Raw genomic sequence first — 24199 nt, 5'->3', positions numbered from 1 at the left:
GGAGTGTATCAGTTGAGCGTTTGGTGGACTGTTCCATGTCAGGTACGGCACTTGCTTCACCTTACCTTCCACATGCCGTGGCTCTCGCGGTCCCATCATCACTTAAAGGAATAACCATGAGTAAGAAAGCAACAGCAATATGGAAAGGCAGTGTCAAGGAAGGTGGCGGTACAATTTCCACCGAAACTGGCGTATTGCGCGACGCTCCCTATGGCTTCAAGTCGCGCTTTGAAGATGGCAAGGGAACAAACCCGGAAGAATTGATCGCGGCGGCGCATGCGGGCTGCTTTTCCATGGCCTTGTCGATGATGCTGGGCGAAGCGGGTTCGCCGCCCGAGCGCATACAGACCGAGGCCGCGGTAACCATAGAAAAGAAGGGTGACGCGCTGGTAATTACTGCCAGCCACTTGACGGTCTCGGCGCGGGTGCCGGGAATGGAAAAGGAAAAATTTCTCGAAATTGCCAAGAAAGCCAAAGAAGGCTGTCCCGTATCCAAAGTGCTTAATGCTGAAATTACCATGGACGCGACCCTCGAAAGTTAAAGGGCCTAGCTCCTGAAGAGACCGCGCAAGGTTCGGGAAAATATTGCAAGAGTGGTACATTGCCTTCGGGCGGCGCAAGCGCTGCCGCCCGTCATCAATCAATATTTTTTCAAGAAGCGGGCAATGGGTAGTTTGACGGGCGGTATTATTATTGCGGTCACGTTTGCCGTGACTTTTGGGATCGCCCGCGCTGTCATGCTTTATCGGGCCAGGCGGGAGGCCGAGCGTAAGCGGGCCTATGCCGAGTTTCAGCAGTTGCAAAAGTCCTTGCAACCGCCTTCAAAAAACAAGAGTAAGCGCCGTCGCGAGCAGCAGAAGAAATAGGATTTCCCGGCGCGCCTTATTGTGGGGTTTTAGCCCTTGCCGGATTCATCCATACATCGCTTCACGTATTTCCGCCGACGCCCCCAAACCTGTGGAAAGATCCACAGCAGCCTGAATTATTGCCCGTTCGAAGTACGGCACGTCTACATTTCGCAGTCGCTCTGACGGCCCGGCGATCGTGACGGCGCCGACAAATCGGTCGTCGTCGCCAATGATAGGTACGGACCAGGACGAGGTGTAGGGGTCGCGTATGCCACAAGAAAAAAAGGGCAAACGTTCACCAGGGATGCCTGGAAGCCGGGCCCAGGTCTTGAAGACCCTTCCTGTGGAAGAGTCGTCCGGCGGCATAACGCTTCCCGCCAGCACTTGGCTGTGCAGGCCTTCGTGCGGCTGGTGGCGAAAAAGGCATAGCCGGGCGCCTTGCTGATCGCTCTCGACATAGTAGGCAGCGCTTTCTCCTGTCAGGCTGGACAGTTTTTCCAGTACCGGCATGACAACGTCGGAAAGCCGGAATCCACTTTCGTAGACACGCCCCAAATACAGAACACGAGGCCCGAGCGAATAGCGGCCATCGGCATCGCGCACGGCATACCCGCAACGAATCAGCGAGTTCAGTAGCCGGAATATCGTGGTTTTGTGCAGTGTCAATCTTTTGCTTAATTCAGCCAGGGTCAGTTTTTCTGATCCTGGCTTGAAACAATCCAACACCGTAAGCGCTCGTTCTACAGCGGCAACGCCATCGTTACTCATCTTTCGTCCTGGTTATACATTCAATTGTTGTACATAGTACAACGACGTTTTATTAAAATACAATGGCCACATTCATAAGAAGGAGAAATATATGGCTGCATCCATAGTCGTCGTCACGGCGCATGTGGGGGATTTCGTTTGGCGTTGCGGTGGCGCGATCGCGCTTCATGCCGCCAAGGGCATCCCGGTGCATCTGGTTTGCCTTAGTTACGGTGAGAATGGCGAGTCCAATCTTGCCTGGAAAAGCGCGTCGGCTGACCAGGAAAGTGTGAAAGGTATCCGTCATGCAGAAGCCCGGGCAGCGGCCGAGTTGCTTGGTGCTCAAACGGTGGATTTCTATGACGTGGGCGATTACCCCATGGCAATAACGGCAGAGACCGTGGATCGCCTTTCCAAGGCATTCCGCGAACATGCGCCTAGCCTTGTCATTACTCATCCTGAAAAAGATCCTTCAAATCTGGATCATTGCCGTACATTCGAGGCCGTTCTCTCTGCGCGCATGAAAGCCATCGCTCCCGGTCACGGCGGGAATTTCATCAGTCCGCCCCAAGTGCTTTGTTTTGAGCCGCATCAGCCCGAACTATGTGGGTTTAAGCCGAATATGCTGCTGGACATTACCAGCGTCTGGGAACAGAAGAAGCAGGCAATGCAGACGATGCCGACGCAAAGCAATCTTTGGGACTATTACGAGCGTGTCGCCCTTCAAAGGGGCGCCCAGGCAGGGCGGCGGGCAAAGGCCGCGACCCTTTATGGCGAAGCGTACCAAAGCATTTTCCCGTCGGTTCATTCTTCTTTGGTTGAATAAGTATGGAACATGAAAATCTGAATTGGCTTACTTCTACCCTTCTAGCGGATCGGGGCGCGCGGGTGCTTGCATGCCGCATCAAGCCACTGCAGGCCGGTTGGCGCATATTTGCCCGTGCGCTGACAGTATCAGTGCCTCCCGGCGACAACTTGGCTATCCATGCTGCCCTTTCCGTTGCTAAAGAAGGGGATGTGCTCGTCGTCAGCGGCGAGGGCTATCTTGAACGGGCCTTGATGGGCGGGATCATGTGTGGACAGGCAGCTGCACTGAAGATGGCTGGCGTCGTTATAGACGGCGCAGTACGTGACGTGGCCGAGTTGCGGGCGGAAAGCTTCCCGGTCTTTGCCGCCGGGGTGTCGCCGGCAGGTCCGACAAAACACGGCGACGGCAGTGTCTTTCGGCCCGTCGTATGCGGCGGTGTGGCGATCAATCCCGGTGACTGGATATTTGCCGATGACGATGGCGTGGTGTCGTTCTCGGAAGAAGAGCGCGTGACGCTGGTGCAGGCCGCAGCACAGAAACTTGAGGCCGAGCAGGCTCGCATCGAAGCCATTAAGCGGGGTGACCTGACTCCAGCCTGGCTGGAGTCAGAGTTACAGCGGGCTGATGTCGACATTGCTGGCCGCCCTTGAGCCTTACTGACGAGAAAGCCTTGAGTCAGTACTGGTCGTTATTTGATTACCTCCTTGGAGACAGAAAAAAATGAAACTACGTAAAGCTTTTGCAGCACTTACCTTTATTGCTGCGTTGATGCCTTTAGCCAGCGCTGGTGCAGCCGGCTATCCAGAACGTCCCATTCGCATGGTCATTCCATTTGCGGCAGGCGGACCCGCCGATATCGTCGGACGGGAATTTGCTCAACTGCTTGGCAAAGAACTAGGGCAGACCGTGGTGGTTGTGAATGCGGGGGGCGGCCATGGCGTGCCTGCGCTAAACCAAGTACTGAACGCGCCAGCCGATGGCTACACCATATTATTGCCAGCATCCGGCAATATGACGATCCCGTCCAAAGCCATGGAAGGCAAAGACGTGCTGAAACTGCTGAGCCCCATCAGTCAGGTCACGCAGAGCCCGCATGTGCTGGTGGTTACTAAAACCTTGCCGGTCAATTCAGTTCAAGAGCTGATCGACTATGCCAAGGAACATCCCGGTGAAGTGAATTTTGGTTCTGCCGGCATAGGCGGGGTTGCCCACTTGGCGATGGAAATGTTCAAGAGCCAGGCCAATGTCGACGTTGTGCACGTGCCATATCGCGGCACCTCTCAAGTCGTGGTGGATCTTGCAGCGGGGCAGGTTCATGCGCTCTTTAGCAGCATGCCGTCACTCAAGCCCATGATCGATAAAGGTTCAGTCACTGCCATTGGCATGAGCGCTCCGAGCAACGGTTCCGATACTGCCCAGTTGCCCGTTATCTCGAAGGCAGGTTTGCCCGAGCTTGAATTTACAACCTGGTATGCATTGTTTGCCAAGGCAGGCACGCCGCCAGATGTGATAACGACATTGAATACGGCAGTCGCAAAGGTCGTTCAAGACCCGCAATTGAATCAGAAATTCGAATCCCAAGGTGTCGAGTTTGTTGCGGGCACGCCAGAAGCGCTGACCGAGCTGGTCAAGCGGGACACCGCGAAATGGAAACGGATTATCGATGAGGCTAATATCGAGTTAATGTAAGGCGTGGCCTGACATCTTCCCCCTGTATGCGTGCCGTCGCTAAAGCATGTGGGGGGTATCTCGGGTATATTCCCCCCGTAACGACTACGTGGAAACCCAAATGCGCCTGGATAAGTACCTCTGTGAAAGCTCCGACCTGACACGTTCGCAAGCCCGTACTGTGCTTGGCAGCGGCGAAATTACCGTCAACGATGAAGTGGTCACGCGCGGTACCTATGTAGTGCGTGACGGTGACGTGGTCAAGTGGGAGGACGATGTTCTCGAACTCATCGGGCTGCGCTATCTCATGCTGAACAAGCCCGCCGGTTACGAATGCAGCATTCGCAACAGTCAGCATCCTCCAGTGCTAAGCCTGCTCGACGTGGATAAGCGTGATCGGCTGCACACGGTAGGCAGGCTGGACGTAGACACCACAGGGCTCATCCTGATTACGGATGATGGTCAATGGACGCATCGCATTATTTCACCGCGGCATCAATGCGATAAAGTTTATCTGGCTACGCTGGCCGAGCCGCTAATCGAAAATGCCGAAGACCGATTCACCGCTGGCATATTGCTGGATGGTGAAGACAAGCCGACGCTACCTGCTGTACTGGAACGCGTCGACGAACGCCGCGCCCGCCTGACGATTCAGGAAGGCAAATACCATCAAGTCCGGCGCATGTTTGCAGCATTGGGCAACCATGTGCTTGCATTGCATCGTGAACGCATTGGGCCGGTAAGCCTGGACCCAGATTTGCAACCGGGCGAGTCCCGTTACCTGACACCTGCCGAAGTGGCTGACTTGGCCAAATCAAGCAGCTAGGCCAGAAAGGTTTCATTCCAGAAGCCTTGTGCGCACATCAGTAATTTCACTGAGCACAGCAATTAATTTCGATTTTTATCACTGCTAATTGACAGCTTTGTAGGCAGTCTGTAATATAAAAATGAATTCAAATTGAATTCATTTTTATATAAGAATATGACGAACCTCTCCCAGCCCGACGGACCCGCGCGTATTTACGACTACGTTCGCGACAACATTCTGAATCAGGTTTATAAGCCCGGCCAGCCTTTGCGTGCGCAGGAAATAGCAGAAGCAATGGGTGTCAGCCGCACACCCGTTCGCGAAGCGCTGGGTCAACTCGAACAGTATGGGCTTGTCGAGAAAACAGGCTGGGGTTTCGTCGTGCGGGCGATGACCCTGCAGGATATCGAGAATCTGTTCGATGTCCGTGAAGTTCTGGAAGTAGAGGCGGCACGCAAAGCCATGCTGCACGCCGAGCAGCCGTGGCTCGACGAGTTGGTCACGATATTGGCCGAATCAAAACGTCATCTCGACGATGGTAGGCTCATCGACTCCATACGCACTGCCCGCCGACTGTATATCGCGATTGCGATGCAAGCGAAAAATCCGGTGTTGCTGCGCATGATCAGAAGCATCAACGAGCAAGTGCAGTTGGTCGGCGGCACCTTAATACTGCGTTTTCCTGGACGCGCAACCGAAATTTATGCCGAGAACCTCAAGATAGTCGACGCGTTTCGGGCCGGAGACATGAGGCGTTTGGATAGTGCCATCCGGTCTCATATAAGGCGCAGCCGCAAACTTCATTTGTTAAACAAAGACCAGATCCGCGCAGGATAAAGCCGGAGTAGCAGAGCGCAATACCCAGATATTCGCCTTACATAAAATGGAAGAGACATATATGAAAAAAACTGCTTTTTTGTTCATGACTGCCGCTCTGATTTCCGGTGCGGCAATGGCCCAGGCTTATCCTGTTAAGCCGATTCGACTGGTGGTTCCACTGGCTCCAGGAGGCACTACCGATTTAATTGCCCGCATGGTGGCAGAAAGGATGTCACCGATATTGGGTCAACCTGTCGTCATCGAAAATCGAGGCGGCGCAGGCGGCACGATCGCATCCAATCACGTCGCCAAATCCGAGCCCGATGGATATACCTTGTTGATGGGCACGATAGGCACAGCTGCCATCGCGCCGGCGATGTATGCATCGCTGCCTTATGATCCCGAAAAAGATTTCGAGGCCGTGTCGCTTCTTACCACGGGGCAGTTTGTCCTGGCAGTAAACCCGTCTGTGCCCGCCAAGACTTTGGGTGAGTTTTTGAGTTTGGCCCGTGAGAAACCTGGCACTTTAAGCTACGGATCAGCGGGCAATGGCAGCACGTTGCATCTGGGCATGGAACTGCTCAAGCAAAATGCTGGCATCAATATTGTGCATGTTCCTTATCGCGGTAGCGGGCCCATGGTGGTGGCCTTGGTTGGTGGAGAAATACAAGCTGGACTACCCGATATACCTTCGGCGCTGCCATTCATCGAATCCGGAAAGCTACGGCCACTTGCCGTTACGAGTGCAGACCGGTCGACCATACTGCCAGACATTCCTACGCTAGCCGAAAGTGGTTTTAAAGACTACAGCGTAACGGTATGGCTTGGCATCTATGCTCCCGCCGGGACGCCACGAGCCATCGTAGACAAACTGAACGAATCGATTGCCCTCGCAGTTCAAGATGAAAATTTGAAAATGCGTTTGGCCAAAATAGATTCAAGTATTGCCACATCTACGCCGGACGAGTTCGCGGAATTCTCGAGAAACGAGCGGGCAAAGTGGAAAGCCATTGTCGACACGTCAGGTTCGCGAATCGAGTGAAAACTGAATTTCTCATAAGGAACAGCTATGAATAAGCAAATCAGCATGCCATCGCCCTTTACCTCTGCCAGCGTCCGGGCTAGTTCATTGCGGTCACGTCGGCTTGAGCCAGTCACCGATGAAAGTGCCTGGACCGCTTCGACTTTCAAAAATTCAGATGCCTGGATTCGGCATTTGGGCGCCGAGCATCTTCAAGAGATCGATCGGGAAATGGCCAGTCTGGTGCGCCAGGGGCGAACCTTGAATACGGTCGGGAAAGATGATATTCGTGCGCCAAAACTGGCCGAGTTCGTGCAGGATCTTCTATGGCAAGATGTGGCCCGTCGAGGTTTCGGGTTGATCCGCGGTTTCCCGGTAGATAAATATTCACAAGACGAAATTGAAATGTTCTTCTGGGGGCTCGGCGCGCTGATGGGCAAATGTGTGTCGCAAAACGCTGCTGGCCATCGGCTGGGCAGAGTACGGGACCAGGGGTTGAACTATGACGCGCTGAATGTTCGCGGGTACCAAACACGGGCGAATCTTCCTTTTCATTGTGATCCCTCCGATGTGGTTGGCTTATTCTGCGTGAATAAGGCTGTTTCGGGCGGACTTAGCTCCGTAGTAAGTGGGATATCCATGTACAACGAGATTCTGCGGGAACGTCCACAATATCTCGACTTGCTTTACAGAGGCTTTGTCTACGACCGGCGTGGCGAGGAAACGCAGTATCAGTCGCCGATCAGCGACTATGTTCCGGTATTCGGTTATTTAAACGACGACCTCAGCATTCGTTATGTACGAAAATCCATGGAAACCGCGCAAAAAAAGCTGGGCATTGACTTTACACCTGAAGAATTTGAGGTCCTGGACTACATGGAAGCGCTGTCGCAACGAGAGGACATGATTTACTCCATGATGCTTGAGCCTGGTGATATGCAGTTTTGCAATAATTATTTAGTGCTTCACTCTCGTACAGATTATGAGGATCATGAAGAGCACTCGAAAAAGCGTCACATGCTGAGATTGTGGGTGCAAGTTCCTGAAATCAGGCAATTGGCCCCAGAATTTATCGAACTGGATACGCGTTCCGGATGGAGTCGGCGTGAAGGGATACCGGCGAAAGACGAGTCGGGTGAATCCAGCGTTTCAAGTGCGGCCACTGCGACAGCATAGAAATTATCAAAAAGCATCAGAAAGGAAAGTAATGAAATTTGTTAGATTCGGTTCAGCGGGCGCGGAGCGTCCAGGTCTTATCGATGGGGCGGGGGCGCTACGCGATTTGTCGGCCATCGTAAGCGATATTGACCTTCATCTGTTTAACGCCTCGCAATTAGCCAAATTGCACGAGATTGATCCTTCGGAATTGCCTTTGGTGGAAGGCTCGCCCCGGCTTGGTCCATGTGTTGCGGGCGTAAGAAAGATTGTGTGTGTTGGGCTTAACTATACCGATCATGCGGCAGAGTCGAAAATGCCTGTTCCTACCGAGCCGATCTTGTTTCTCAAGCCAAGTTCATCGATTTGCGGCCCGTTTGACGACGTGGAAATTCCCCGAGGTTCGCAAAAAACTGACTGGGAGGTGGAACTTGGCGTGGTAATTGGCCGTCGCGCAAAATATGTCTCTGAGGCCGAAGCAATGAACTATGTTGCTGGCTATTGCGTGGTTAATGATGTATCTGAACGTGCTTTTCAGCTAGAGCGTCTTGGCCAGTGGGATAAAGGCAAGGCGCACGATACGTTTGCACCAATTGGACCTTGGTTCGTGACTAAGGACGAAATACCCGATCCGCAGAACTTGGCGCTATGGCTTGACGTGAATGGGCATCGGTATCAGGCAGGCAATACGGCCAATATGGTCTTTGGTGTCGAAGCCCTTATTGCCTATATTTCGAATTTCATGACACTGGAACCGGGGGATATCATATCGACCGGTACGCCTGCTGGCGTCGGCATGGGCCAGACCCCTCCTAAATATCTTAAACCAGGCGATGAAATACGCCTTGGTATCAATGGGTTGGGTGAACAGGCACAGACCTGCGTTGGTTTGTAATACATGGCGCGGAAGTGGCTCGATAAGCTTATCGTCAGCTTCCGCGACGCTTGAGTCGTACTAACGGAAGGTAGTTCAGGATAGAAATGGCAAACCGCATCAACATGTAAAAATTGTTCAGCTTCCAGTAAGCTTTTAGGTGATTGTTGTACATTCATAGAGAACTCTCGACCTCTCCATGGTTGCATCTTGGAACGCCGTTCTTTCCCAATAGAAAAGAAGGGAGATGCTCATGTCAATGTCATCGTCAATGGCTTTTGCCCGACCCCCGAGTCTGGCAGTGTTTTTCTGCATATCGCTGGTTGTTGCGCTTTTGCCATACACGGCAAAGTCTGCGAGTTCCGCGGAAGCACCTGTGGACCTCGACGTTCCCTACGTCCCCACGCCACCCCAGGTGGTAGAAAAAATGCTGGAGATTGCGGACGTGAAGCCCACTGATTTCCTTATTGATCTGGGGGCCGGGGATGGCCGTATTGCGGTGGCTGCGGTGCGTGATCGTGCGGCAAAGGGCGCGTTCGGCGTGGATATCGACCCGGAACGCGTCGACGAGGCTCGCGCTAATGCCCAGCACGCTGGCGTGGCCGATAAAGTCACATTCGAAGTCCAGGATTTGTTCGATACCGATTTTTCGAAAGCCACTGTCGTCAGCATGTATTTATTGCCCGACGTCAACATGCGGTTACGACCCAAAGTATTGGAAATGCCCCCAGGCACACGTATTGTTTCGCACGCATTCGACATGGACGAATGGGAACCCGATGTTCATGAAACGGTTGATGGGCGCCACATTTACTTCTGGGTAGTGCCGGCTAAGGTTGCGGGACAGTGGCAATTCAATGAACCTGATGCCGAGTTTACGGTTGATCTAAAGCAGGACTTCCAGAAGGTCACCGGAACGGCGACCACAGCTGGCAAGACGCCGCTGCCGCTTACCGGGGCGCTGAGGGGCGAGTTCATCTATCTTGATATCGATAACGGAGGCGCTGCGCCGCAACGCTACGTAGGTCGCGTGCAAGGCGACACCATCGTTGCCATGGCCGATGGCGGCACGACATCGGGCTGGCGCGCTTCAAGGCGTTAACGCTTATGACCTCACCCAGGAAGGGCGACGTTCACCATAGCCTTTCGGTGCTGGACGCCGTCGCTGTCCTGGTGGGCGTGGTGGTGGGAATAGGTATATTCGGTTTTCCGCCGCTGGTTGCGCAGCACTCAGCCACAATACCCATATACCTTGGATTGTGGGTGGCTGGAGGTGCCATCATGCTGGTGGGGGCGCTTTGCTACGCTGAGTTGGGTTGCGCGTATCCAGATTCAGGTGGTGAATATCACTTTTTAGTCAAAGCCTGGGGGGCGCCCGTGGGCGTGCTGTTCGCATGGGCACGTGGTACGGTAATCCAGACGGGCGCTATTGCAGCCGTAGCATTTATCTACGGCGATTATGCACAAACATTGTTGTCGCTGGGCGCATATGGTCCGGCGCTTCATGGCGCTTCGGCAGTTGCCATGCTTACGCTGTTGAATATCGCGGGCACCGTCGGGTCCAAGCGCCTGCAACTGGTACTGACCGGGGCGACGATTACGGCCTTGCTTATTGTCAGTGTGGTTGGTTTAACGTTAAGCACCGGTGCCGCTGCGGTGCTCCCCGATACACCGTGGCAAGCCCCCTCAGGCAGCCTGGCCGCATCGTTGGGAATGGGAATGGTGTTCGTGCTGCTGACCTACGGCGGCTGGAATGAAGCGGCCTATCTCTCTGGTGAACTACGGAATCCACAACGAAATATGAGCCAAGTGCTCCTGATAGGGGCGGCCGTGATTACGGTTGTGTACCTCCTGGTCAATCTTGCCTATTTACGGATATTTGGGCTTGATGGCCTGCGGGCAACCCATGCAGTGGGAGCCGATTTAATGCGACTGGTCGCGGGGCCATGGTCTGCCGTGTTGTTAAGCCTGCTGGTGTGTTGCACCGCGCTGGGCACCATTAATGGCAGTATTTTTACTGGGGGGCGCATGTACTATGCGCTAGGGCGCGACGTGCCGGCATTGCGTGGTCTGGGCACATGGAGTGCACGCGGTGCGACGCCGGTACGCGCGCTCTGGCTGCAAGGCGTTATTACGCTGCTATTGATCTTGTTTGGCGCGCTGACTAACGGCGGGGTGCAAGCCATGGTGGCCTACACCGCACCTGTGTTTTGGCTGTTCATGTTCCTGACGGCCAGCGCGGTGGTGGTCTTGCGCCAGCGCGATAAGGATCGGCACCGACCGTTTCGCGTTCCCTTGTATCCGCTGACCCCCGCGCTGTTTGCCTTAAGTTGCCTGGCTTTGTGCTGGTCCAGTGTGCAGTATGCGGGAGTGGGTGCGCTGCTGGGGCTGGCGGTCTTGCTGGCGGGACTGCCTTTGCTGTGGCTGGAAAGGCGTGTCCCGTCCGCGTAGCGCTTTACTTCATTGATGCCAACGTTACGGATTTGATTCCGTCTACAGATACATACCTTTAAGTCCCGATCACGCCACCATCATCCTTGGTGATAATGATGGTCGATGAGCGCGGCACCGAATTGTCGCCATCAGGCCAGTGGCTGTTGCCTTCTTCGCCCGGATGCTGAATGTTGATGAACATGGTCTTGCTATCGGGTGTGAAAGTGATACCGGTGACCTCGCATTCCTTGGGGCCGACAAAGAAGCGGCGAATTTCTTTATTTGCGGGGTCGGCACATAGCATCTGGTTGTTGCCCTGGCCTTCATATTCACCCGAATTGCTGTACTTGCCATCGGTCTGAATCCACAAACGGCCTGCTTTATCGAAGGCCAGGCCGTCGGGGCTGTTGAAGGTGTTGTCGGCGGTAATGTTTGCCGAGCCGGACTTCAAATCGCCCCGATCGGTGTACTTAACCGGGTTGCCAGCAAGTACGAAGATGTCCCATTCGAATGCTGTTGCCGCAGCGTCGCCGCCGGCTTCGCGCCACCGCACGATTTGCCCATAAATATTGGCCGCACGCGGGTTGGCTGCATCAGGTGTTGTGCGCTTGTCATTATTGGTCAAGGTCACATAGACTTCGCCGCTCGTTGGGTGAACGCTTACCCACTCGGGCCGATCCATCTTGGTAGCGCCCACTGCATCCGCTGCCAGACGTGTATTGATCAAGACTTCAGCCTGGCTGGAAAAGCTGGCATCGGCAGCTAATGTGGCGTTTGCTGTCTTGTCCAGCACGACCCATTCTCCGGCGCCCATGAAGTCGCCGTCCGTCTTGCCATCATTGAATTTAGCGACATACAGCTTTCCAGCGTCCAGCAGTGCGGAGTTGTCGCCACCTTCTTGATAAATGCCGTCGGATACGAACTTGTAAATATAGTCGTCGCGCTGGTCGTCGCCCATATAAACGACGATGCGCTTGTCGGACGACAGTGCGTAAGCCGCATTTTCGTGCTTGATGCGGCCAAGGGCTGTGCGCTTTTTAGGCATGGACAATGGATCAAACGGGTCGATCTCGACAATCCAGCCGAAGCGATTGGATTCGTTGGGTTCCTTGGCGTAGTCGAACCGGTCAACGAACTCTTCCCAGCGATAGTCGGTGCTTTTCGCGGCCAAGCCATAGCGTTTTTGCGCGGCATTACGGGAATCTTTGCCCGAGGTAGTGCCGAAGTAATTGTTGAAATTTTCCTCACAGGCAAGGTAGGTCTGCCAGGGCGTCCAGCCGTTTCCGCAATTGTTAAACGTGCCAAGCACTCGGGTGCCGGTGGGATCCGCTTTGGTCTTGAGCAGGTCATTCGCTGCTGCGGGGCCAGTCAGTTCCATTTCTGTCGAGGCAGTAATGCGGCGGTTGTAGCGGGAATCCAGCTTGATCTCCCATTTTCCGCCGCTGTTGCGCACGACGTGAATGACCGAGACGCCGTGAGCGTTCATCGCCTTAGCTGTTTTTTCTGCCGTCCACGGCTTGCTGCCGTCAGCGCCAAACAACCATATGTAGTTGCCTTTTGCTGCTGTAGTGTACTCGTGGTTCATCACCAACAAGCCTTCGGTGCTGCTGTCATTGATGGGGAAGAAATGAATTCCGTCATGATTGTCGCCAACTTGGCGGGCCTGTGCTGCGGCATCATCGCTACCATCGGTTTTCCACGCCGGGGCGTCGGCGAATAGCGGTGTGCCCCAAGGTGCGAAGACGGTGGCCGTGTAGCCTGCAGCGATCTTTACTGTGTCGTCGGTGGAGATGGGAATGGCACTGAAGCCAAGCAGGGAAGAGGGTTGTTTATCACTGTCGTTGTTGTTGATTTTGGCACAGGCAGCTAACGGGCCTGCCAGGAATACGGCGGCCGACAGCCCGATACCGGACTTCAGGAAACCACGGCGGCTGTATGCGCGGTCGACGACAACTTGGAAATGTTCATTCTCCGAAGTGTTGGTCGGAAGATCTTCGGAGTCGAGAGTGTGATATTTTTTCATCGAATGGCTCTATGTTATGACGAAGAAAGGCCCCCATAGTTTTGGGTGCCTCGCAGTGGTATTCGCTTACTTGGCTTGAAGCAACTGTTTAACGTTTAGCAGTACAAGCTCGTTATCATCCTGTTTGTTCGGGTCGCGGCTGGTGGAGAAGGGGAAGTTGTTATCGTTTCCGACCACTATCCGTTCGCCATCGACGATATCGACATCTTCAATGGTAAAGAAGGGGAACTGCAAAACGCCATTCGTCAACGGTTTGCGTGCGACCTTATTGGGATCCTGAATGTTCAACAAGTCGATATAGGCGATTTTTCGCATAGGCTTGCCTGCTGTTTCAGGAGAAAACTCGACCTTGTAAATACGCTTGAACTTGGGCAGGTTCGAAAAACAAGTCTTCGTGTCAGCACCGTCTTTACAAGCCTTGTCCGGCGTGCCTTCGCCGTTGTCGCGCTCGATAACCAGAGCTGTCGTGGCATCAATCATATTAATGTCGCCAATGGCATGGCCTTTGTCTTCCAATGGGTAAAACCAGGAACGGCCGGTCCATTTTTCATCGGCCACGCTGAACTCAAGCACTCGCAGCACTGATTTGCCATCGACCTGCTCATCGCCCTTGGAGGTCTCATCCCATACCGCGCCCTCGAGCATCGGATACAAAAACTTGCCGTCCTTCGAGGCAGCCATGCCCTCGTAACCCTTAGAGCGCTTCAAGTTGACATTTTTGTAGGTCTCGCCAGGAGCGCCTGGCGACCCTATCGCATAGTGGTCAGGCGACTGAATTTTTTTGCTATCCACTTCGGTTTCAAAGAAGGCGACTACCTTGCCGCTGTTATCGACTTTAATTAAATATGGGCCGAACTCATCCCCTATCCAGAAATGGTCGCCGATAGGCTGAAAGCTTTCAGTATCAAGGTCAGAGCCCGTCAGGTAACGTTCTTTAGATTCTTCGTGAACGATGCGAAACGGCACTTTTTTATCTGGATCGCTTAAAAAGATCGTAGCCTTCGGCTTGAATTCACCAGTCTTCCAGTCGATGTCATACTGATTCAGATACAGCATGGAATCCATGGAATTGGCCTTGTTGCCAAAGCCGTTATCCGTAATGATCCAGACGCTGCCGTCGGGCATTACCTTGATGCCAGAATGACCTTGCAAGGGCTGTCCTTTAATTGGCAATGACACGCCAGTGTCACGGTCAGCCGACTTGCCCATCACCGAGCCCATGGTTTCGACCCGTTTCTTCGTGGTGTATTTGCCGGAAATTTTCAAGTCGTCGGGTGCGTTATCGGGCGCAGCAATGGTGCTTTGCGCTGGCAACACTGCGTGCCCTTCGAGCACAGCAGGGAGCCCTTGCTGAGCAACCGCGGCCATTGACACCGAACTTAGTATCGCCGCTAACACCGACAAACGAAACAACTGCATGTTTTACTTCCTTGAAAGACTAGGGGAAAGCAGACAGTCTAGGAAGCAAATATGACGGTGGTATGACTCAACCCAGTACAGTATGAAACCGATGTATTCTGTAGCATTTACAACGGTTCGCCCAAAGAGGCGGCTACGGAAGTGCTTGACCAAGTCGACCGTCAGCAATTCTTACCGAAGGATGATGCGTGAATTTAGCTCAGAGTATTGTGGGGTTGGTGATACTGGTGCTGGTAGCCGGTTTCCTGTCTTTGACAGAAATCGCTTTTGCGGCGGCGCGGAAAATCAAGCTTAAGCTCATGGCGGAAGCCGGAGACGACCGAGCACTGAAGGTAATGGCAATACAGGCGCAATCTGCCAGCTTTTTTGCCGCATCCCAAATCGGGCTTAATGCCGTGGCTATTCTGGGCGGTATTCTCGGTGAAGCAACGTTTCGCCCTTATTTTCTTGGCTTGATAAGCTATGCCTATACAGGAGCCTGGGCTGATCAAATCAGTTTTGTCCTGTCGTTTGTTTTTGTGACCTTACTGTTTGTGCTGTTTTCCGACCTTATGCCTAAGCGCCTGGCCATGATGGCTCCCGAGCGCTTTGCGGTCGCCGTGATCAATCCCGTCAATCTGTTTATCCGTCTTTGCAAGCCGTTTTCGTATGTCTTGAATCTGGTCGCAAATCTGCTGTTCCGGCTGTTTAACGTGAATACGGCACGGGAAGACAACATTACTTTCGATGATATATCGGCGGTTGTCGAGGCCGGAGCGCAAGCGGGTGTATTGCAGCAGCAAGAGCAGCACTTCATTGAAAACGTGTTCGAGCTTGAGTCGCGGCTGGTGTCGTCTTGCATGACCAATCGGGACAGCGTTGTGTTTATCAACCTGAGCGAGCCAGAAGAAAGCATCCGCCAAAAGATAGCGCTGCATCCTTATTCCAAATTTCCGGTGTGCGATGGTGTCATAGACCATGTGATTGGGTATGTGGACACTCGCGATATCCTTGTTCTTTGGTTGAACAAACAGTCATCGTTTCAAATCAATGAGGCCAGTCTTCGTAAAGTATTGATCATCCCAGATACATTGAAGTTGTCAGAATTGCTGGATAAGTTTCGGGCATCAAAAGAAACCTTTGCGGTAGTCATTAATGAATACGCTTTGGTGATAGGAGTGATTACGCTCAGCGACATCATGGTGACCGTGATGGGAAACTGGGGCAGTCCTCTTGATGAGAGTCAGCAGATTCTGGAGCGTGACGATGGCTCATGGCTGATCGATGGCAGCACGCCTATTGAAGACCTGAAACGCGCCATGGGAATAGAGCAGCTTCCCGAAGAGGAGAACTACGAAACCGCGGCAGGATTCATGATGTTCATGCTGCGTAAGGTTCCCAAGCCGACTGATAGCGTGGAGTATGCGGGCGTGAAGTTTGAGGTAGTGGATGTCGACCACTACCGTATCGATCAGTTGCTTGTAAAGCGCGTGATTCCGAAGTAGAGGGGGTGTTAAATTCGGCTGGTTGGTGTTTAAACATGCAAGAAAGCCATATTTCTGGTAGTATTTATGGCTTCATATCAATAATATGGTTTAAATAACCGATCCAACGCCGCGTACGCGGCAATGCAGTTTTTCAAATTCATCTACGTACCCGGAGTAATCCATGGCTGTTGAATTCGCGTTAGGCGATAAAACAGTTGTGTTAGGGGTAGCGCTGGAAAAGTAGTGCCATTCGATGTGTCTGAAATAAATCCGGCATTCTGAACCGTTTGGTTTTACTGCGTTGGCAATATGTTTGCCAACGATGCTTCTACTATTGTGCGCGCCAACTGAGCTGTGCTTGTGTGTTTGGCTTCTATTCTTGCTTTCGCAGCACCGCAAAGTTACCGCGCTCCTGATAGATGACCCGTCCTTGTCGCTGGCAGGAATGGGGCATCTGTCAAAACCATGAAATGAGCTGACCTGTCACTCTTTCAAAATGGAGGAAGTCCCATTGAAAATACGTAACCAACTTGGCGTCAGCATGCTGCTGGCCGCTGCCGTAATCGGTGCGCCCGCTTATGCGGTCACGCCGGAATCAAGCGACCCGATCAAGATCGTCGACAACAATTGGTCGAGCCAGAAAGTGCTCGCTCGCGTCGCGCAGCAGTTGCTTGAAAAAATAGGCTACGAGACCAAAATCGTGCCATCGGACAGCCAGGGACAGTTTGCGGCAATGGGCTTAGGCGATCTGGATTTGCAGATGGAAGTCTGGGAAGGCACGATGCACGATAGCTTCATGAAGGAAGTCGAGGCAGGGCGCATGGTCGATCTTGGCAGCCATACCGCGACGACGCGTGAAGACTGGTGGTATCCAGACTATATGGAAGAAATCTGCCCAGGTCTGCCCGATTGGAAGGCGCTCAATGCATGCGCCGCTAAATTTGCGGCACCAGAAACGGCCCCTAAAGGGCGTTATCTGGCCGGCCCGGTTGACTGGATCAAGCACGATAAAGAAAAAATCGATGCGTTGGATTTGAACTTTACCGTGGTTAATGCTGGTTCCGCCGCGGCGTTGTTCGGTGAACTGAAGTCAGCTGCCGCACGCAAAGAACCCATCGTATTGTTTAACTGGTCACCTAACTGGGTGGGTGCAGCATTTCCGGGGAAATTCGTTGAATTTCCAAAGCACGAAAAAGCCTGCACTGAAGATCCGAAATGGGGTACCAACCCAGACAAGACCTACGATTGCGGCTCACCCACGGGTGGCTATTTGAAGAAGGCAGCATGGTCTGGCTTTGAGAAGAAATGGGCTTGCGCTTATCAGTTGGTCAAGAACATCGACTTCACAGGGCCGATGATCGACCAGGCCGCTGCGTTAGCGGACGTTGATGGCATGACGCATGACGCCGCTGCCGCTGCGTGGATTGAAAAGAATCAGAAACAGGTAACCGCCTGGATGCCTGATTGCGCTACTTAGCACCTGGGTGCACGTGACTATGTTGATATGGTCACGAGCTCTTTCTGTTGGGATGTCGCGCCCTTATGCCCGACATCCCAGTTCAATATTTACACTTTTCCGACACTGCATAGTTTTTATCTTGAATCAGCCTCCGATTTAATAATGCCGCTGATCCCGTCGGAAAGTGAATGCGCTTTTGCGCACTTATTTGACAGGTTAAGCTATGAGCGATTCGGTAAAAATTTCATGTAAAAATCTTTGGCAGCTATTTGGCAAGGGCAGCCACGGTTTCCTCGATAAACATCAGCACAATCCCAGCGACGCTGCGCTAGCATCCGCTGGTTTAATTGCGGCCGTACGCGATGTCAGTTTTGACGTCTATGCGGGCGAGATTCTGGTCATTATGGGTCTGAGCGGCTCGGGGAAATCTACCCTTGTGCGCGGCCTCACGCGGTTGGTCGAACCCAACGCTGGTCAAGTATTGTTCGACGGTGTCGATCTATTACAAGCTTCACGCCGTAGCCTGACAGACATTCGTCGGCGCAAGATGGGCATGGTGTTCCAGCATTTTGGCCTGCTGCCGCATCGTACCGTCTTGGACAATATCGCTTTTCCGTTAGAGATCCAGAACGTGCCGAAAGCCGATCGTTTAGCCAAGGCGAGCGAATTGGTCGCCACCGTTGGCCTCGAAGGGCGCGAGCACAACTTTCCACGCGAATTGTCGGGCGGCCAGCAGCAACGCGTCGGTATTGCCCGCAGCCTTATTGGCGAATGCGATGTCTGGTTTCTGGATGAACCGTTCTCGGCACTCGATCCGCTGATCCGTCGCGAGATGCAGGATGAGTTTGTGAGCTTGCAGTCCAAACTGAACAAGACCATTGTGTTCGTAACACATGATTTTGATGAGGCAGTGCGCTTGGGTAATCGCATTGCAATCATGAAGGACGGCCGCCTGGCGCAAATCGGCACTGCTGAAGAGCTGCTGATGACGCCAGCGGACGACTACGTGAAAAAGTTTGTGCAGTACGCGCCACGCGCCAAATTGATTTCGACACAGAAGATCATGGTGCCGGCGAAACCTGGCGACTTTAATCTCGGTGGGGAGCAGCATGTGATCAGGAACACTGATGTTCTGGAAAACATAGCGCGGCGCGTCATCGAAGCCGATCGGCCCCTGCCTGTTGTTAACGCCGCGGGCACTTTAGTGGGCCAGGTCAACCGCGAACACTTGGCACGGGCGCTATTCCAATGACACATACCGCAACTTTATCCAGCGACGATTTAAATAACGCAAATTCCGACGCGCGCCGGACCGCAGCTACTGCGGCACAGACCTCCAGCGTTGCAACGTCACGATTGGATAGTGGCGCTAACCCAGTTCGACACCGATCTTGGTATTGGGTTGCTGCGCTTGCCATTATTGTGCTGGGCCAATTCGCAGTAAGTCGGCTAGCCTGGGTTGAGCAATACCCATCAAACTGGGTTTTGCCGCTTAAAGACTGGATCGATTCCTTTTTCGAGTGGCTGGTGTATGGGGTTCGTTTCTTTGGTGGCACTTCGTTTGAGTTCACGCCACGCGAAGTGACCCGTGGTGTCTCGGGGCTGCTGGCGTATCCGCTGAGTTTCTCTGAGTCGCTGTTTTTTGATGGCTTTTCAAAGCAAGTCCCTGCGTTGCCATGGGTCACGGTGGTCGGCCTTGCCGCGCTACTTGGGCATTGGCTTGGTGGCTGGCGCAGTGCGCTGCTTGGCGCGATCGGGTTTGCCTACCTGGCTCTATTCGGTGTCTGGAAAGCGTCGATGCAGACTTTTTCTCTCGTGCTCGTCACGGTACCTATGGTCTTTTTGATCGGCCTCATCGCCGGGGTATTGATGAGTAAAAGTCGCCGTTTTAAAAATGCGGTAACGCCTCTGTTCGATATTCTGCAGAGCATGCCGCCATTTGCATACCTTGTGCCTATTGTTGTGCTGTATGGCGTGGGCAACGTCCCGGCAATGATTGCCACCGCTTTATTTGCGGTGCCGCCGGTTGCTCGATGTATTGCGCTGGGGTTGGAAAGCGTACGGCACGGTGTGCTCGAAGCGGGCCGTATGATGGGTTGCACGCGTTGGCAGTTATTGTGGCAAGTGCAATTGCCCGCCGCGCGTTCGGTGCTATTGGTTGGATTGAACCAAGGCATCATGCAAACCTTGGCCATGATCGTATTGGCCGCGCTAATCGGCGCATCTGGCCTGGGTAGTGAGCTACTGACGTCGCTACAGTCCTTACGCTTGGGCGAAGCCTTGGAGCAAGGTATTGCGATTGTCGTGATCGCGGTGGTGCTGGATCGGTTCAGCCGTGCCTATGCATTAAAGCAACCGGTGTACGTTGATCCTGACTTAAGCTGGTGGCGACGCCATCCGTACGTAGTTCTCGCACTGTCGTTCTTCGTAGTGAGCATTTTGCTTGCCCGCGTGCTGCCAGAACTGGCGCTGTTGACGGGCAAAAATAGTATCACTACCGCACCTTACTGGAATGCTGGGATCGACTGGATCAACTTGCATCTTTATGAATCAGTCCAGGCATTTCGGAACTTCACGCTGATGGAAATCCTGATCCCGACGCGTAACTTTTTCCAGGCGATTCCGTGGGTCACGTTTGTCGCCTTAGTCGCTTTGCTGGGCTATCGATTGGGCGGCTGGTCAGTGGCTCTGATTGCCGGTCTGCTCATTTTGTTCCCGGCGGCCACCGGCCTTTGGACAGAGGCGATGACCACCCTATATATGATAGGAACAGCGGCTGTGGTTTGTGTCAGCGTGGGCTTTGTTATCGGACTCGCCGCATCGCGTACCGCTGGCTGGTCTCGTTTTGCTGCGGGCGTGTGTGACTTTCTGCAAACCTTTCCATCATTTATCTACCTGATTCCTGTAGTGATGTTGTTCAAGGTGAGCGACCTGTCCGCCATTATCGCGGTGTTGCTGTTTGCCGTCGTGCCGATGATACGCTACACAATATTGGGACTACGCGGCGTACCGACGCCCATCATGGAAGCAGCGACTCAACAGGGTGCAACGCGGCTACAGCGTTTAATGAAGGTGGAGCTGCCGATCGCATTGCCCGAAATTATGCTGGGCGTGAACCAGGTTATCTTCATGGCCTTGTTCATGGTCGCGATTACCGCGTTGATCGGGACTCAAGATTTGGGTGCTGAAATTAATGCGGCGCGTTCGGGAAATGAGATAGGCAAGGCCTTGGTTGCGGGCCTATGTATTGCATTCATGGGAATTGCTGCGGACCGCGTGATTGGAGCCTGGGTCAAGCGTAAAAAGGTTGTGCTGGGGTTGGTCTAAGGAATGGCTGTCTTAAGGCTATACTTTCTTTCTTTCATTGATTGGGACCTTTGCGATTCGGTAACTTAACCGACGCACACTAGCTACGGAGTAACAGATATGGTCTCGCTGCAAGAGCAGCTTATGAAAGCGGGTCTGGCCAACAAAAAGAAAGCCAAACAGGCGCACCAGGATAAGAGCAAGCAGAAGAAGGTTGCGCGCCAAACCGGCACGCAAAGCATTGATGAGGCGAGGTTGGCCGCACTCGAGACGCAACACAGAAATCTCGAGCGGACCCGCGAACTCAATGCTCAGCGTGTTGCAGCCGCCAACCAAAAAGCGATTGCCGCGCAAATTGCCCAGATGGTGCAGCAGAGTCGCCAGAGCAAAGGCGCTGGCGACATTGCCTACAATTTTACCCACGGCAAGACGATCGAGCGGCTGTATGTGTCGGCTGCCGTCCAGGCGCATTTAGTCGCCGGGCGCCTCGTGATTATCCGTCTGGGCAGCGCGACCGAACTGGTGCCCAGGATAGTCGCAGATAAAATCGCCGAGCGTGATCCTTCGCTTGTCGTAAGGGTGAACAAAACCAGTACCGAGATCGATGAGGACGACCCGTATGCCGCCTTTAAGATCCCCGACGACTTGATGTGGTAGTCATTATCCTGATTTCACACTAGCCAAATTCGCGGTCGTACCCTATACACGCTATGAGCAGCGCAGGAATGGAAATTGCTGCGTAGCTCATAGCTTAGCGGTAAAGGGGGAAATATGGCTTGGCAGAAATTATTTGGCGAGAATGCCACGACGAAAATTGCTGCATGCTTCGACACAGAGGAGCAAATGAGCACTGTCGCGACGGCATTGCGGACAGGCGCGCAATTGCTGCCAGATCAAGTAAGGACAGTGCGACCGGGAGAGCATGGCTTTGGTCGCAAGCTGGAGCCCGAGGGCGGTGGCATAGCGCGTACGGCGCTCAAAGCCCATACGATTCTTGGTCTGGCTGGTTTGGTCGTGGGGTTTTTCGTTTGGTTGGTGCTTTACCTTTCAAGCATCACGGCGATTATCTCGTCTCCCGGCCTCAGTGCCGGCGCGTTCTCGTTTTTTGGCGCCATAGCAGGCCTGCTGCTTGGGGGGCTGGTCACGGCACGTCCTGACCATTTACTTGTTATCCAGCGCGTGCAGACGGCGTCTGAAGAAGGGCGTTGGTCGCTGGTTATCCACCCGTTGAATCCTCGAGAGTGCGACGCTGTACTGCGCATTCTCGCAGAGGCCGGGGTAGAGCCTGTGCGCACGGTCTAGAGTAGATCGCCAGTAGGGCAGATTAGGTGATGAGGGTTAACCCCTCGCAACATATCCTGAAATCGGCGTATCGTATAAATATGGTCAATGCCACTTCTTCCTCAAGCAAACCAGACGTCCTGATCTTGGGCGGGACGGGTTTTGTCGGCAAAGTTCTGGTCCGCACCCTGACTGAGGCGGGCTATGCTGTTACGGTTCTCAGTCGACATGCCAGTCTTCACGGATATCTGGCATCGCAGCCATTTGTGCGCGTGCTGAGCCTGCCGATCGACCCTGATGTTCATGACGCGGGCTCCTCATCTTTGCTGGCCAAGCTGTTGCAAGGGCATGTTGCACTGATCAATCTGGTCGGCATATTGAATGAACCGCGCCATACGGGAGACGTGTTTGAGGAGGTGCATGTTGGTTTTACCAAAACCGCTCTTGCAGCAGCGCATCAGGCTGGTATTGCACGCTATCTTCATATGAGCGCTTTAGGGGCCGATGCCGTAAACGGCTCCAGTTTCTACCTGCGCAGCAAAGGGGCAGCCGAATCGTGGGCGCATGCCTTTGGGTCCTCGCACGGCATCGCGGTGACCAGTTTTCGGCCTTCGGTTATTTTCGGGCCGGGCGATTCGTTTTTAAGTCGTTTTGCTGCCTTGGCCAGATTGATGCCCGGCGTTTTTCCGTTGGCTTGTGCTGAAGCGCGTTTCGCACCTGTATACGTTGGCGATGTCTGTGACCAATTTCTCGCGGCGCTTCGCGATCCGGACACTGCGGGGCAGCGCCTTGATCTTTGTGGCCCGCGAGATTATGTGCTGCGTGACTTGGTAGATTATGCGGCTCGTGTCTCGGGGCACCCGCGCCGCGTTCTTCCTTTGCCCGACTGGGTTGCGCGACTGCAGGCCCGGGCACTGGAGTTTGCCCCTGGCAAGCCTTTTACTCGCGACAATTATGCTTCACTGCAGACCCCTAGTGTCTGCCCCTCTGGCTGCCCGCGGCAGCCAACCCTTCTGGAAGATATCGCGCCTGATTATGTAGGGCGATCCTCTGGCTGAGTCATGCGCGGGTTCGTCTTGAACCAGGTGGCGCGAGCGCGCTGAAACCGTTTGCTTTCGCGTTGCAGCCACGCCTCGATATTACTTATGTTTTCTACGCGTTGACGCGTGGAAATAAAGTAATACGACGCTTTTGATTGCACTGGTGTGCCAAACAGTGGCACCAGTCGGCCTTTGAGCAGATCATCCAGTACCAGGGCCATTCTTCCCATGGCAACGCCTTGCCCGGTCAAGGCTGCAGTGATCGCCAGCTGGGACAGATTAAAGTGTTGGCCGTCGTGCGTTGCTGGCAGGGGTGAGCCCACTCCTTCTAGCCAGGTATTCCATTCCGTATATTCCGGGGCATTATCCCAAGGCACGGCGTCGTGCAACATGAATGCGCTTGGCAAATCGGCCGGCTGTTTTATTTCCGGGTGAGCGGCAATGAAAGCTGGGCTAACAACGGGAACTAGCCATTCGTCCAGAAACTTCTCTGCATATAGATCGGAATAATTGCCGGGGTCAAAGCGTATGCCAGCCTGAATGTGTTCTTCCTCCATGCGGAAACGATCCAGGGTCTGAAATTCACCGTGAACGCGGACAGACAGGTCGGGGTTTTCCCGTAGTAGTTGCCCCAGGCGCGGTGTAAGCCACACCATCGCGAACGAGGGTGAGCAACTCAGGCTAAGCGCCTGGTTTCGTCCGCTTCTACGTATTTGCCCGAGGGCATCGTCCAGTACTTGAAACGACTGGCTGACAGCCATGGCTAATCGAAATCCATCTTGCGACAGCACGAGGCTGCGCCGCGTACGGTGGAATAGGGCGACTCCAAGGTGTTCTTCCAAGTGCTTGACCTGTTGGCTGACCGAGCCCTGCGTGACGTGCAATTCTGCAGCGGCTTTGGTGAAACTATTGTTGCGCGCGGCCGCATCGAAACAACGCAGCCAGGTCAGCAAAGAGGGAGAAAGTTTGTATTTCATTAGTAATACTAATAACAAAGTTAATATAAATGGCTTGCGGTATCAGT

The 24199-nt window shown here is 53.6% G+C and carries 23 protein-coding genes; 19 read left to right on the top strand and 4 right to left on the bottom strand.

All coding sequences use genetic code 11. The features are described from left to right. Positions 1-116: 116 nt before the first annotated feature. Positions 117-542: an OsmC family protein gene (locus tag ABWO67_RS03280; RefSeq protein WP_353147455.1), complete on the top strand. Its 426-nt coding sequence runs from the start codon at positions 117-119 to the stop codon at positions 540-542. A gap of 123 nt (positions 543-665) precedes the next feature. After that, on the top strand, positions 666-866 hold the full coding sequence (locus tag ABWO67_RS03275; RefSeq protein ID WP_353147452.1) for a hypothetical protein: 201 nt from the start codon (positions 666-668) through the stop codon (positions 864-866). Between the two features lie 45 nt (positions 867-911). On the opposite strand, the gene ABWO67_RS03270 is transcribed toward ABWO67_RS03275, so the two are convergent. Beyond that, on the bottom strand, positions 912-1616 hold the full coding sequence (locus ABWO67_RS03270; RefSeq protein WP_353147449.1) for an IclR family transcriptional regulator: 705 nt from the start codon (positions 1614-1616) through the stop codon (positions 912-914). Positions 1617-1707: 91 nt separating this feature from the next. Here ABWO67_RS03270 and ABWO67_RS03265 point away from each other — a divergent pair, with 91 nt between their 5' ends. The 10 genes from ABWO67_RS03265 to ABWO67_RS03220 all read left to right on the top strand — a co-directional run bounded on the left by ABWO67_RS03265 (position 1708) and on the right by ABWO67_RS03220 (position 11199). Then, positions 1708-2421 carry a PIG-L deacetylase family protein gene (locus ABWO67_RS03265; protein ID WP_353147446.1) on the top strand — a complete coding sequence of 238 codons (714 nt, stop codon included), beginning with the start codon at positions 1708-1710 and terminating at the stop codon, positions 2419-2421. A gap of 2 nt (positions 2422-2423) precedes the next feature. Continuing rightward, on the top strand, positions 2424-3053 hold the full coding sequence (locus ABWO67_RS03260; RefSeq protein ID WP_353147443.1) for an RraA family protein: 630 nt from the start codon (positions 2424-2426) through the stop codon (positions 3051-3053). Positions 3054-3123: 70 nt separating this feature from the next. Further along, complete coding sequence (locus tag ABWO67_RS03255; protein ID WP_502929953.1) at positions 3124-4092, top strand: Bug family tripartite tricarboxylate transporter substrate binding protein; 969 nt, start codon at positions 3124-3126, stop codon at positions 4090-4092. A gap of 100 nt (positions 4093-4192) precedes the next feature. Continuing rightward, entirely contained in the window at positions 4193-4897 is a 705-nt protein-coding gene (locus ABWO67_RS03250) for a pseudouridine synthase (RefSeq protein WP_353147440.1), read from the top strand. Between the two features lie 156 nt (positions 4898-5053). Then, positions 5054-5716, top strand: coding sequence for a GntR family transcriptional regulator (locus tag ABWO67_RS03245; RefSeq protein ID WP_353147437.1), 663 nt, complete (start codon positions 5054-5056; stop codon positions 5714-5716). Between the two features lie 61 nt (positions 5717-5777). After that, positions 5778-6740 (top strand): Bug family tripartite tricarboxylate transporter substrate binding protein, encoded by a 963-nt coding sequence (locus tag ABWO67_RS03240; RefSeq protein ID WP_353147434.1) that lies wholly within the window; start codon positions 5778-5780, stop codon positions 6738-6740. A 27-nt stretch (positions 6741-6767) separates the two neighbouring features. Beyond that, positions 6768-7895, top strand: coding sequence for a TauD/TfdA family dioxygenase (locus ABWO67_RS03235; RefSeq protein WP_353147431.1), 1128 nt, complete (start codon positions 6768-6770; stop codon positions 7893-7895). Between the two features lie 31 nt (positions 7896-7926). Then, positions 7927-8769, top strand: coding sequence for a fumarylacetoacetate hydrolase family protein (locus tag ABWO67_RS03230; protein WP_353147428.1), 843 nt, complete (start codon positions 7927-7929; stop codon positions 8767-8769). Between the two features lie 232 nt (positions 8770-9001). After that, positions 9002-9850 (top strand): class I SAM-dependent methyltransferase, encoded by an 849-nt coding sequence (locus ABWO67_RS03225; RefSeq protein ID WP_353147425.1) that lies wholly within the window; start codon positions 9002-9004, stop codon positions 9848-9850. A 5-nt stretch (positions 9851-9855) separates the two neighbouring features. Then, complete coding sequence (locus ABWO67_RS03220; RefSeq protein WP_353147422.1) at positions 9856-11199, top strand: APC family permease; 1344 nt, start codon at positions 9856-9858, stop codon at positions 11197-11199. A 58-nt stretch (positions 11200-11257) separates the two neighbouring features. Here the strand turns inward: ABWO67_RS03220 and ABWO67_RS03215 are convergent, their stop codons facing one another. Next, positions 11258-13204, bottom strand: coding sequence for a PhoX family protein (locus tag ABWO67_RS03215; RefSeq protein ID WP_353147420.1), 1947 nt, complete (start codon positions 13202-13204; stop codon positions 11258-11260). A gap of 66 nt (positions 13205-13270) precedes the next feature. Then, positions 13271-14623: an esterase-like activity of phytase family protein gene (locus ABWO67_RS03210; protein ID WP_353147417.1), complete on the bottom strand. Its 1353-nt coding sequence runs from the start codon at positions 14621-14623 to the stop codon at positions 13271-13273. 188 nt (positions 14624-14811) lie between these two features. Between ABWO67_RS03210 and paeA the strand changes: the two genes are divergently transcribed. The 7 genes from paeA (at position 14812) to ABWO67_RS03175 (ending at position 23193) form a co-directional block, all read left to right on the top strand. Next, positions 14812-16107, top strand: coding sequence for a polyamine export protein PaeA (gene paeA, locus ABWO67_RS03205; RefSeq protein ID WP_353147414.1), 1296 nt, complete (start codon positions 14812-14814; stop codon positions 16105-16107). Positions 16108-16600: 493 nt separating this feature from the next. Then, positions 16601-17566, top strand: a complete 966-nt coding sequence (locus ABWO67_RS03200) for an ABC transporter substrate-binding protein (RefSeq protein ID WP_353147412.1) — start codon at positions 16601-16603, stop codon at positions 17564-17566. Between the two features lie 205 nt (positions 17567-17771). Beyond that, the gene (locus ABWO67_RS03195; RefSeq protein ID WP_353147409.1) at positions 17772-18800 is read left to right on the top strand and encodes a quaternary amine ABC transporter ATP-binding protein; all 1029 of its coding nucleotides are present in this window, start codon (positions 17772-17774) and stop codon (positions 18798-18800) included. Next, entirely contained in the window at positions 18797-20875 is a 2079-nt protein-coding gene (locus ABWO67_RS03190; RefSeq protein WP_353147406.1) for an ABC transporter permease, read from the top strand. The genes ABWO67_RS03195 and ABWO67_RS03190 overlap by 4 nt, the downstream gene beginning before the upstream one ends. Before the next feature lie 99 nt (positions 20876-20974). Then, positions 20975-21511 carry a DUF2058 domain-containing protein gene (locus tag ABWO67_RS03185; protein ID WP_353147403.1) on the top strand — a complete coding sequence of 179 codons (537 nt, stop codon included), beginning with the start codon at positions 20975-20977 and terminating at the stop codon, positions 21509-21511. A gap of 114 nt (positions 21512-21625) precedes the next feature. Further along, positions 21626-22156 carry a hypothetical protein gene (locus ABWO67_RS03180; RefSeq protein ID WP_353147400.1) on the top strand — a complete coding sequence of 177 codons (531 nt, stop codon included), beginning with the start codon at positions 21626-21628 and terminating at the stop codon, positions 22154-22156. 80 nt (positions 22157-22236) lie between these two features. Further along, positions 22237-23193, top strand: coding sequence for a complex I NDUFA9 subunit family protein (locus ABWO67_RS03175; protein ID WP_353147397.1), 957 nt, complete (start codon positions 22237-22239; stop codon positions 23191-23193). Here ABWO67_RS03175 and ABWO67_RS03170 read toward each other — a convergent pair. Beyond that, a complete protein-coding gene (locus ABWO67_RS03170) occupies positions 23169-24152 on the bottom strand; it encodes a LysR family transcriptional regulator (RefSeq protein ID WP_353147394.1) in 984 nt (327 codons plus the stop codon). The two genes, ABWO67_RS03175 and ABWO67_RS03170, sit on opposite strands and share 25 nt — an antisense overlap. Positions 24153-24199: the final 47 nt, after the last annotated feature.

The sequence above is a fragment of the Pollutimonas bauzanensis genome (genome assembly GCF_040393045.1).
In the GTDB taxonomy this organism is placed as follows: domain Bacteria; phylum Pseudomonadota; class Gammaproteobacteria; order Burkholderiales; family Burkholderiaceae_B; genus Pollutimonas; species Pollutimonas bauzanensis_A.
This window is presented reverse-complemented; position numbering and strand designations above follow the sequence as displayed.

What these genes read in the sequence shown, in the direction of transcription:
- ABWO67_RS03265 (WP_353147446.1), top strand. Translation starts at nt 1,708, where the DNA reads ATGGCTGCATCCATAGTCGTCGTCACGGCGCATGTGGGGGATTTCGTT.
- ABWO67_RS03190 (WP_353147406.1), top strand. Translation starts at nt 18,797, where the DNA reads ATGACACATACCGCAACTTTATCCAGCGACGATTTAAATAACGCAAAT.
- ABWO67_RS03185 (WP_353147403.1), top strand. Translation starts at nt 20,975, where the DNA reads ATGGTCTCGCTGCAAGAGCAGCTTATGAAAGCGGGTCTGGCCAACAAA.
- ABWO67_RS03245 (WP_353147437.1), top strand. Translation starts at nt 5,054, where the DNA reads ATGACGAACCTCTCCCAGCCCGACGGACCCGCGCGTATTTACGACTAC.
- ABWO67_RS03270 (WP_353147449.1), bottom strand. Translation starts at nt 1,616, where the DNA reads ATGAGTAACGATGGCGTTGCCGCTGTAGAACGAGCGCTTACGGTGTTG.
- ABWO67_RS03250 (WP_353147440.1), top strand. Translation starts at nt 4,193, where the DNA reads ATGCGCCTGGATAAGTACCTCTGTGAAAGCTCCGACCTGACACGTTCG.
- ABWO67_RS03175 (WP_353147397.1), top strand. Translation starts at nt 22,237, where the DNA reads ATGGTCAATGCCACTTCTTCCTCAAGCAAACCAGACGTCCTGATCTTG.
- ABWO67_RS03260 (WP_353147443.1), top strand. Translation starts at nt 2,424, where the DNA reads ATGGAACATGAAAATCTGAATTGGCTTACTTCTACCCTTCTAGCGGAT.
- ABWO67_RS03255 (WP_502929953.1), top strand. Translation starts at nt 3,124, where the DNA reads ATGAAACTACGTAAAGCTTTTGCAGCACTTACCTTTATTGCTGCGTTG.
- ABWO67_RS03275 (WP_353147452.1), top strand. Translation starts at nt 666, where the DNA reads ATGGGTAGTTTGACGGGCGGTATTATTATTGCGGTCACGTTTGCCGTG.
- ABWO67_RS03170 (WP_353147394.1), bottom strand. Translation starts at nt 24,152, where the DNA reads ATGAAATACAAACTTTCTCCCTCTTTGCTGACCTGGCTGCGTTGTTTC.
- ABWO67_RS03280 (WP_353147455.1), top strand. Translation starts at nt 117, where the DNA reads ATGAGTAAGAAAGCAACAGCAATATGGAAAGGCAGTGTCAAGGAAGGT.
- ABWO67_RS03180 (WP_353147400.1), top strand. Translation starts at nt 21,626, where the DNA reads ATGGCTTGGCAGAAATTATTTGGCGAGAATGCCACGACGAAAATTGCT.
- ABWO67_RS03240 (WP_353147434.1), top strand. Translation starts at nt 5,778, where the DNA reads ATGAAAAAAACTGCTTTTTTGTTCATGACTGCCGCTCTGATTTCCGGT.
- ABWO67_RS03225 (WP_353147425.1), top strand. Translation starts at nt 9,002, where the DNA reads ATGTCAATGTCATCGTCAATGGCTTTTGCCCGACCCCCGAGTCTGGCA.
- ABWO67_RS03235 (WP_353147431.1), top strand. Translation starts at nt 6,768, where the DNA reads ATGAATAAGCAAATCAGCATGCCATCGCCCTTTACCTCTGCCAGCGTC.
- ABWO67_RS03220 (WP_353147422.1), top strand. Translation starts at nt 9,856, where the DNA reads ATGACCTCACCCAGGAAGGGCGACGTTCACCATAGCCTTTCGGTGCTG.
- ABWO67_RS03215 (WP_353147420.1), bottom strand. Translation starts at nt 13,204, where the DNA reads ATGAAAAAATATCACACTCTCGACTCCGAAGATCTTCCGACCAACACT.
- ABWO67_RS03210 (WP_353147417.1), bottom strand. Translation starts at nt 14,623, where the DNA reads ATGCAGTTGTTTCGTTTGTCGGTGTTAGCGGCGATACTAAGTTCGGTG.
- ABWO67_RS03230 (WP_353147428.1), top strand. Translation starts at nt 7,927, where the DNA reads ATGAAATTTGTTAGATTCGGTTCAGCGGGCGCGGAGCGTCCAGGTCTT.
- ABWO67_RS03195 (WP_353147409.1), top strand. Translation starts at nt 17,772, where the DNA reads ATGAGCGATTCGGTAAAAATTTCATGTAAAAATCTTTGGCAGCTATTT.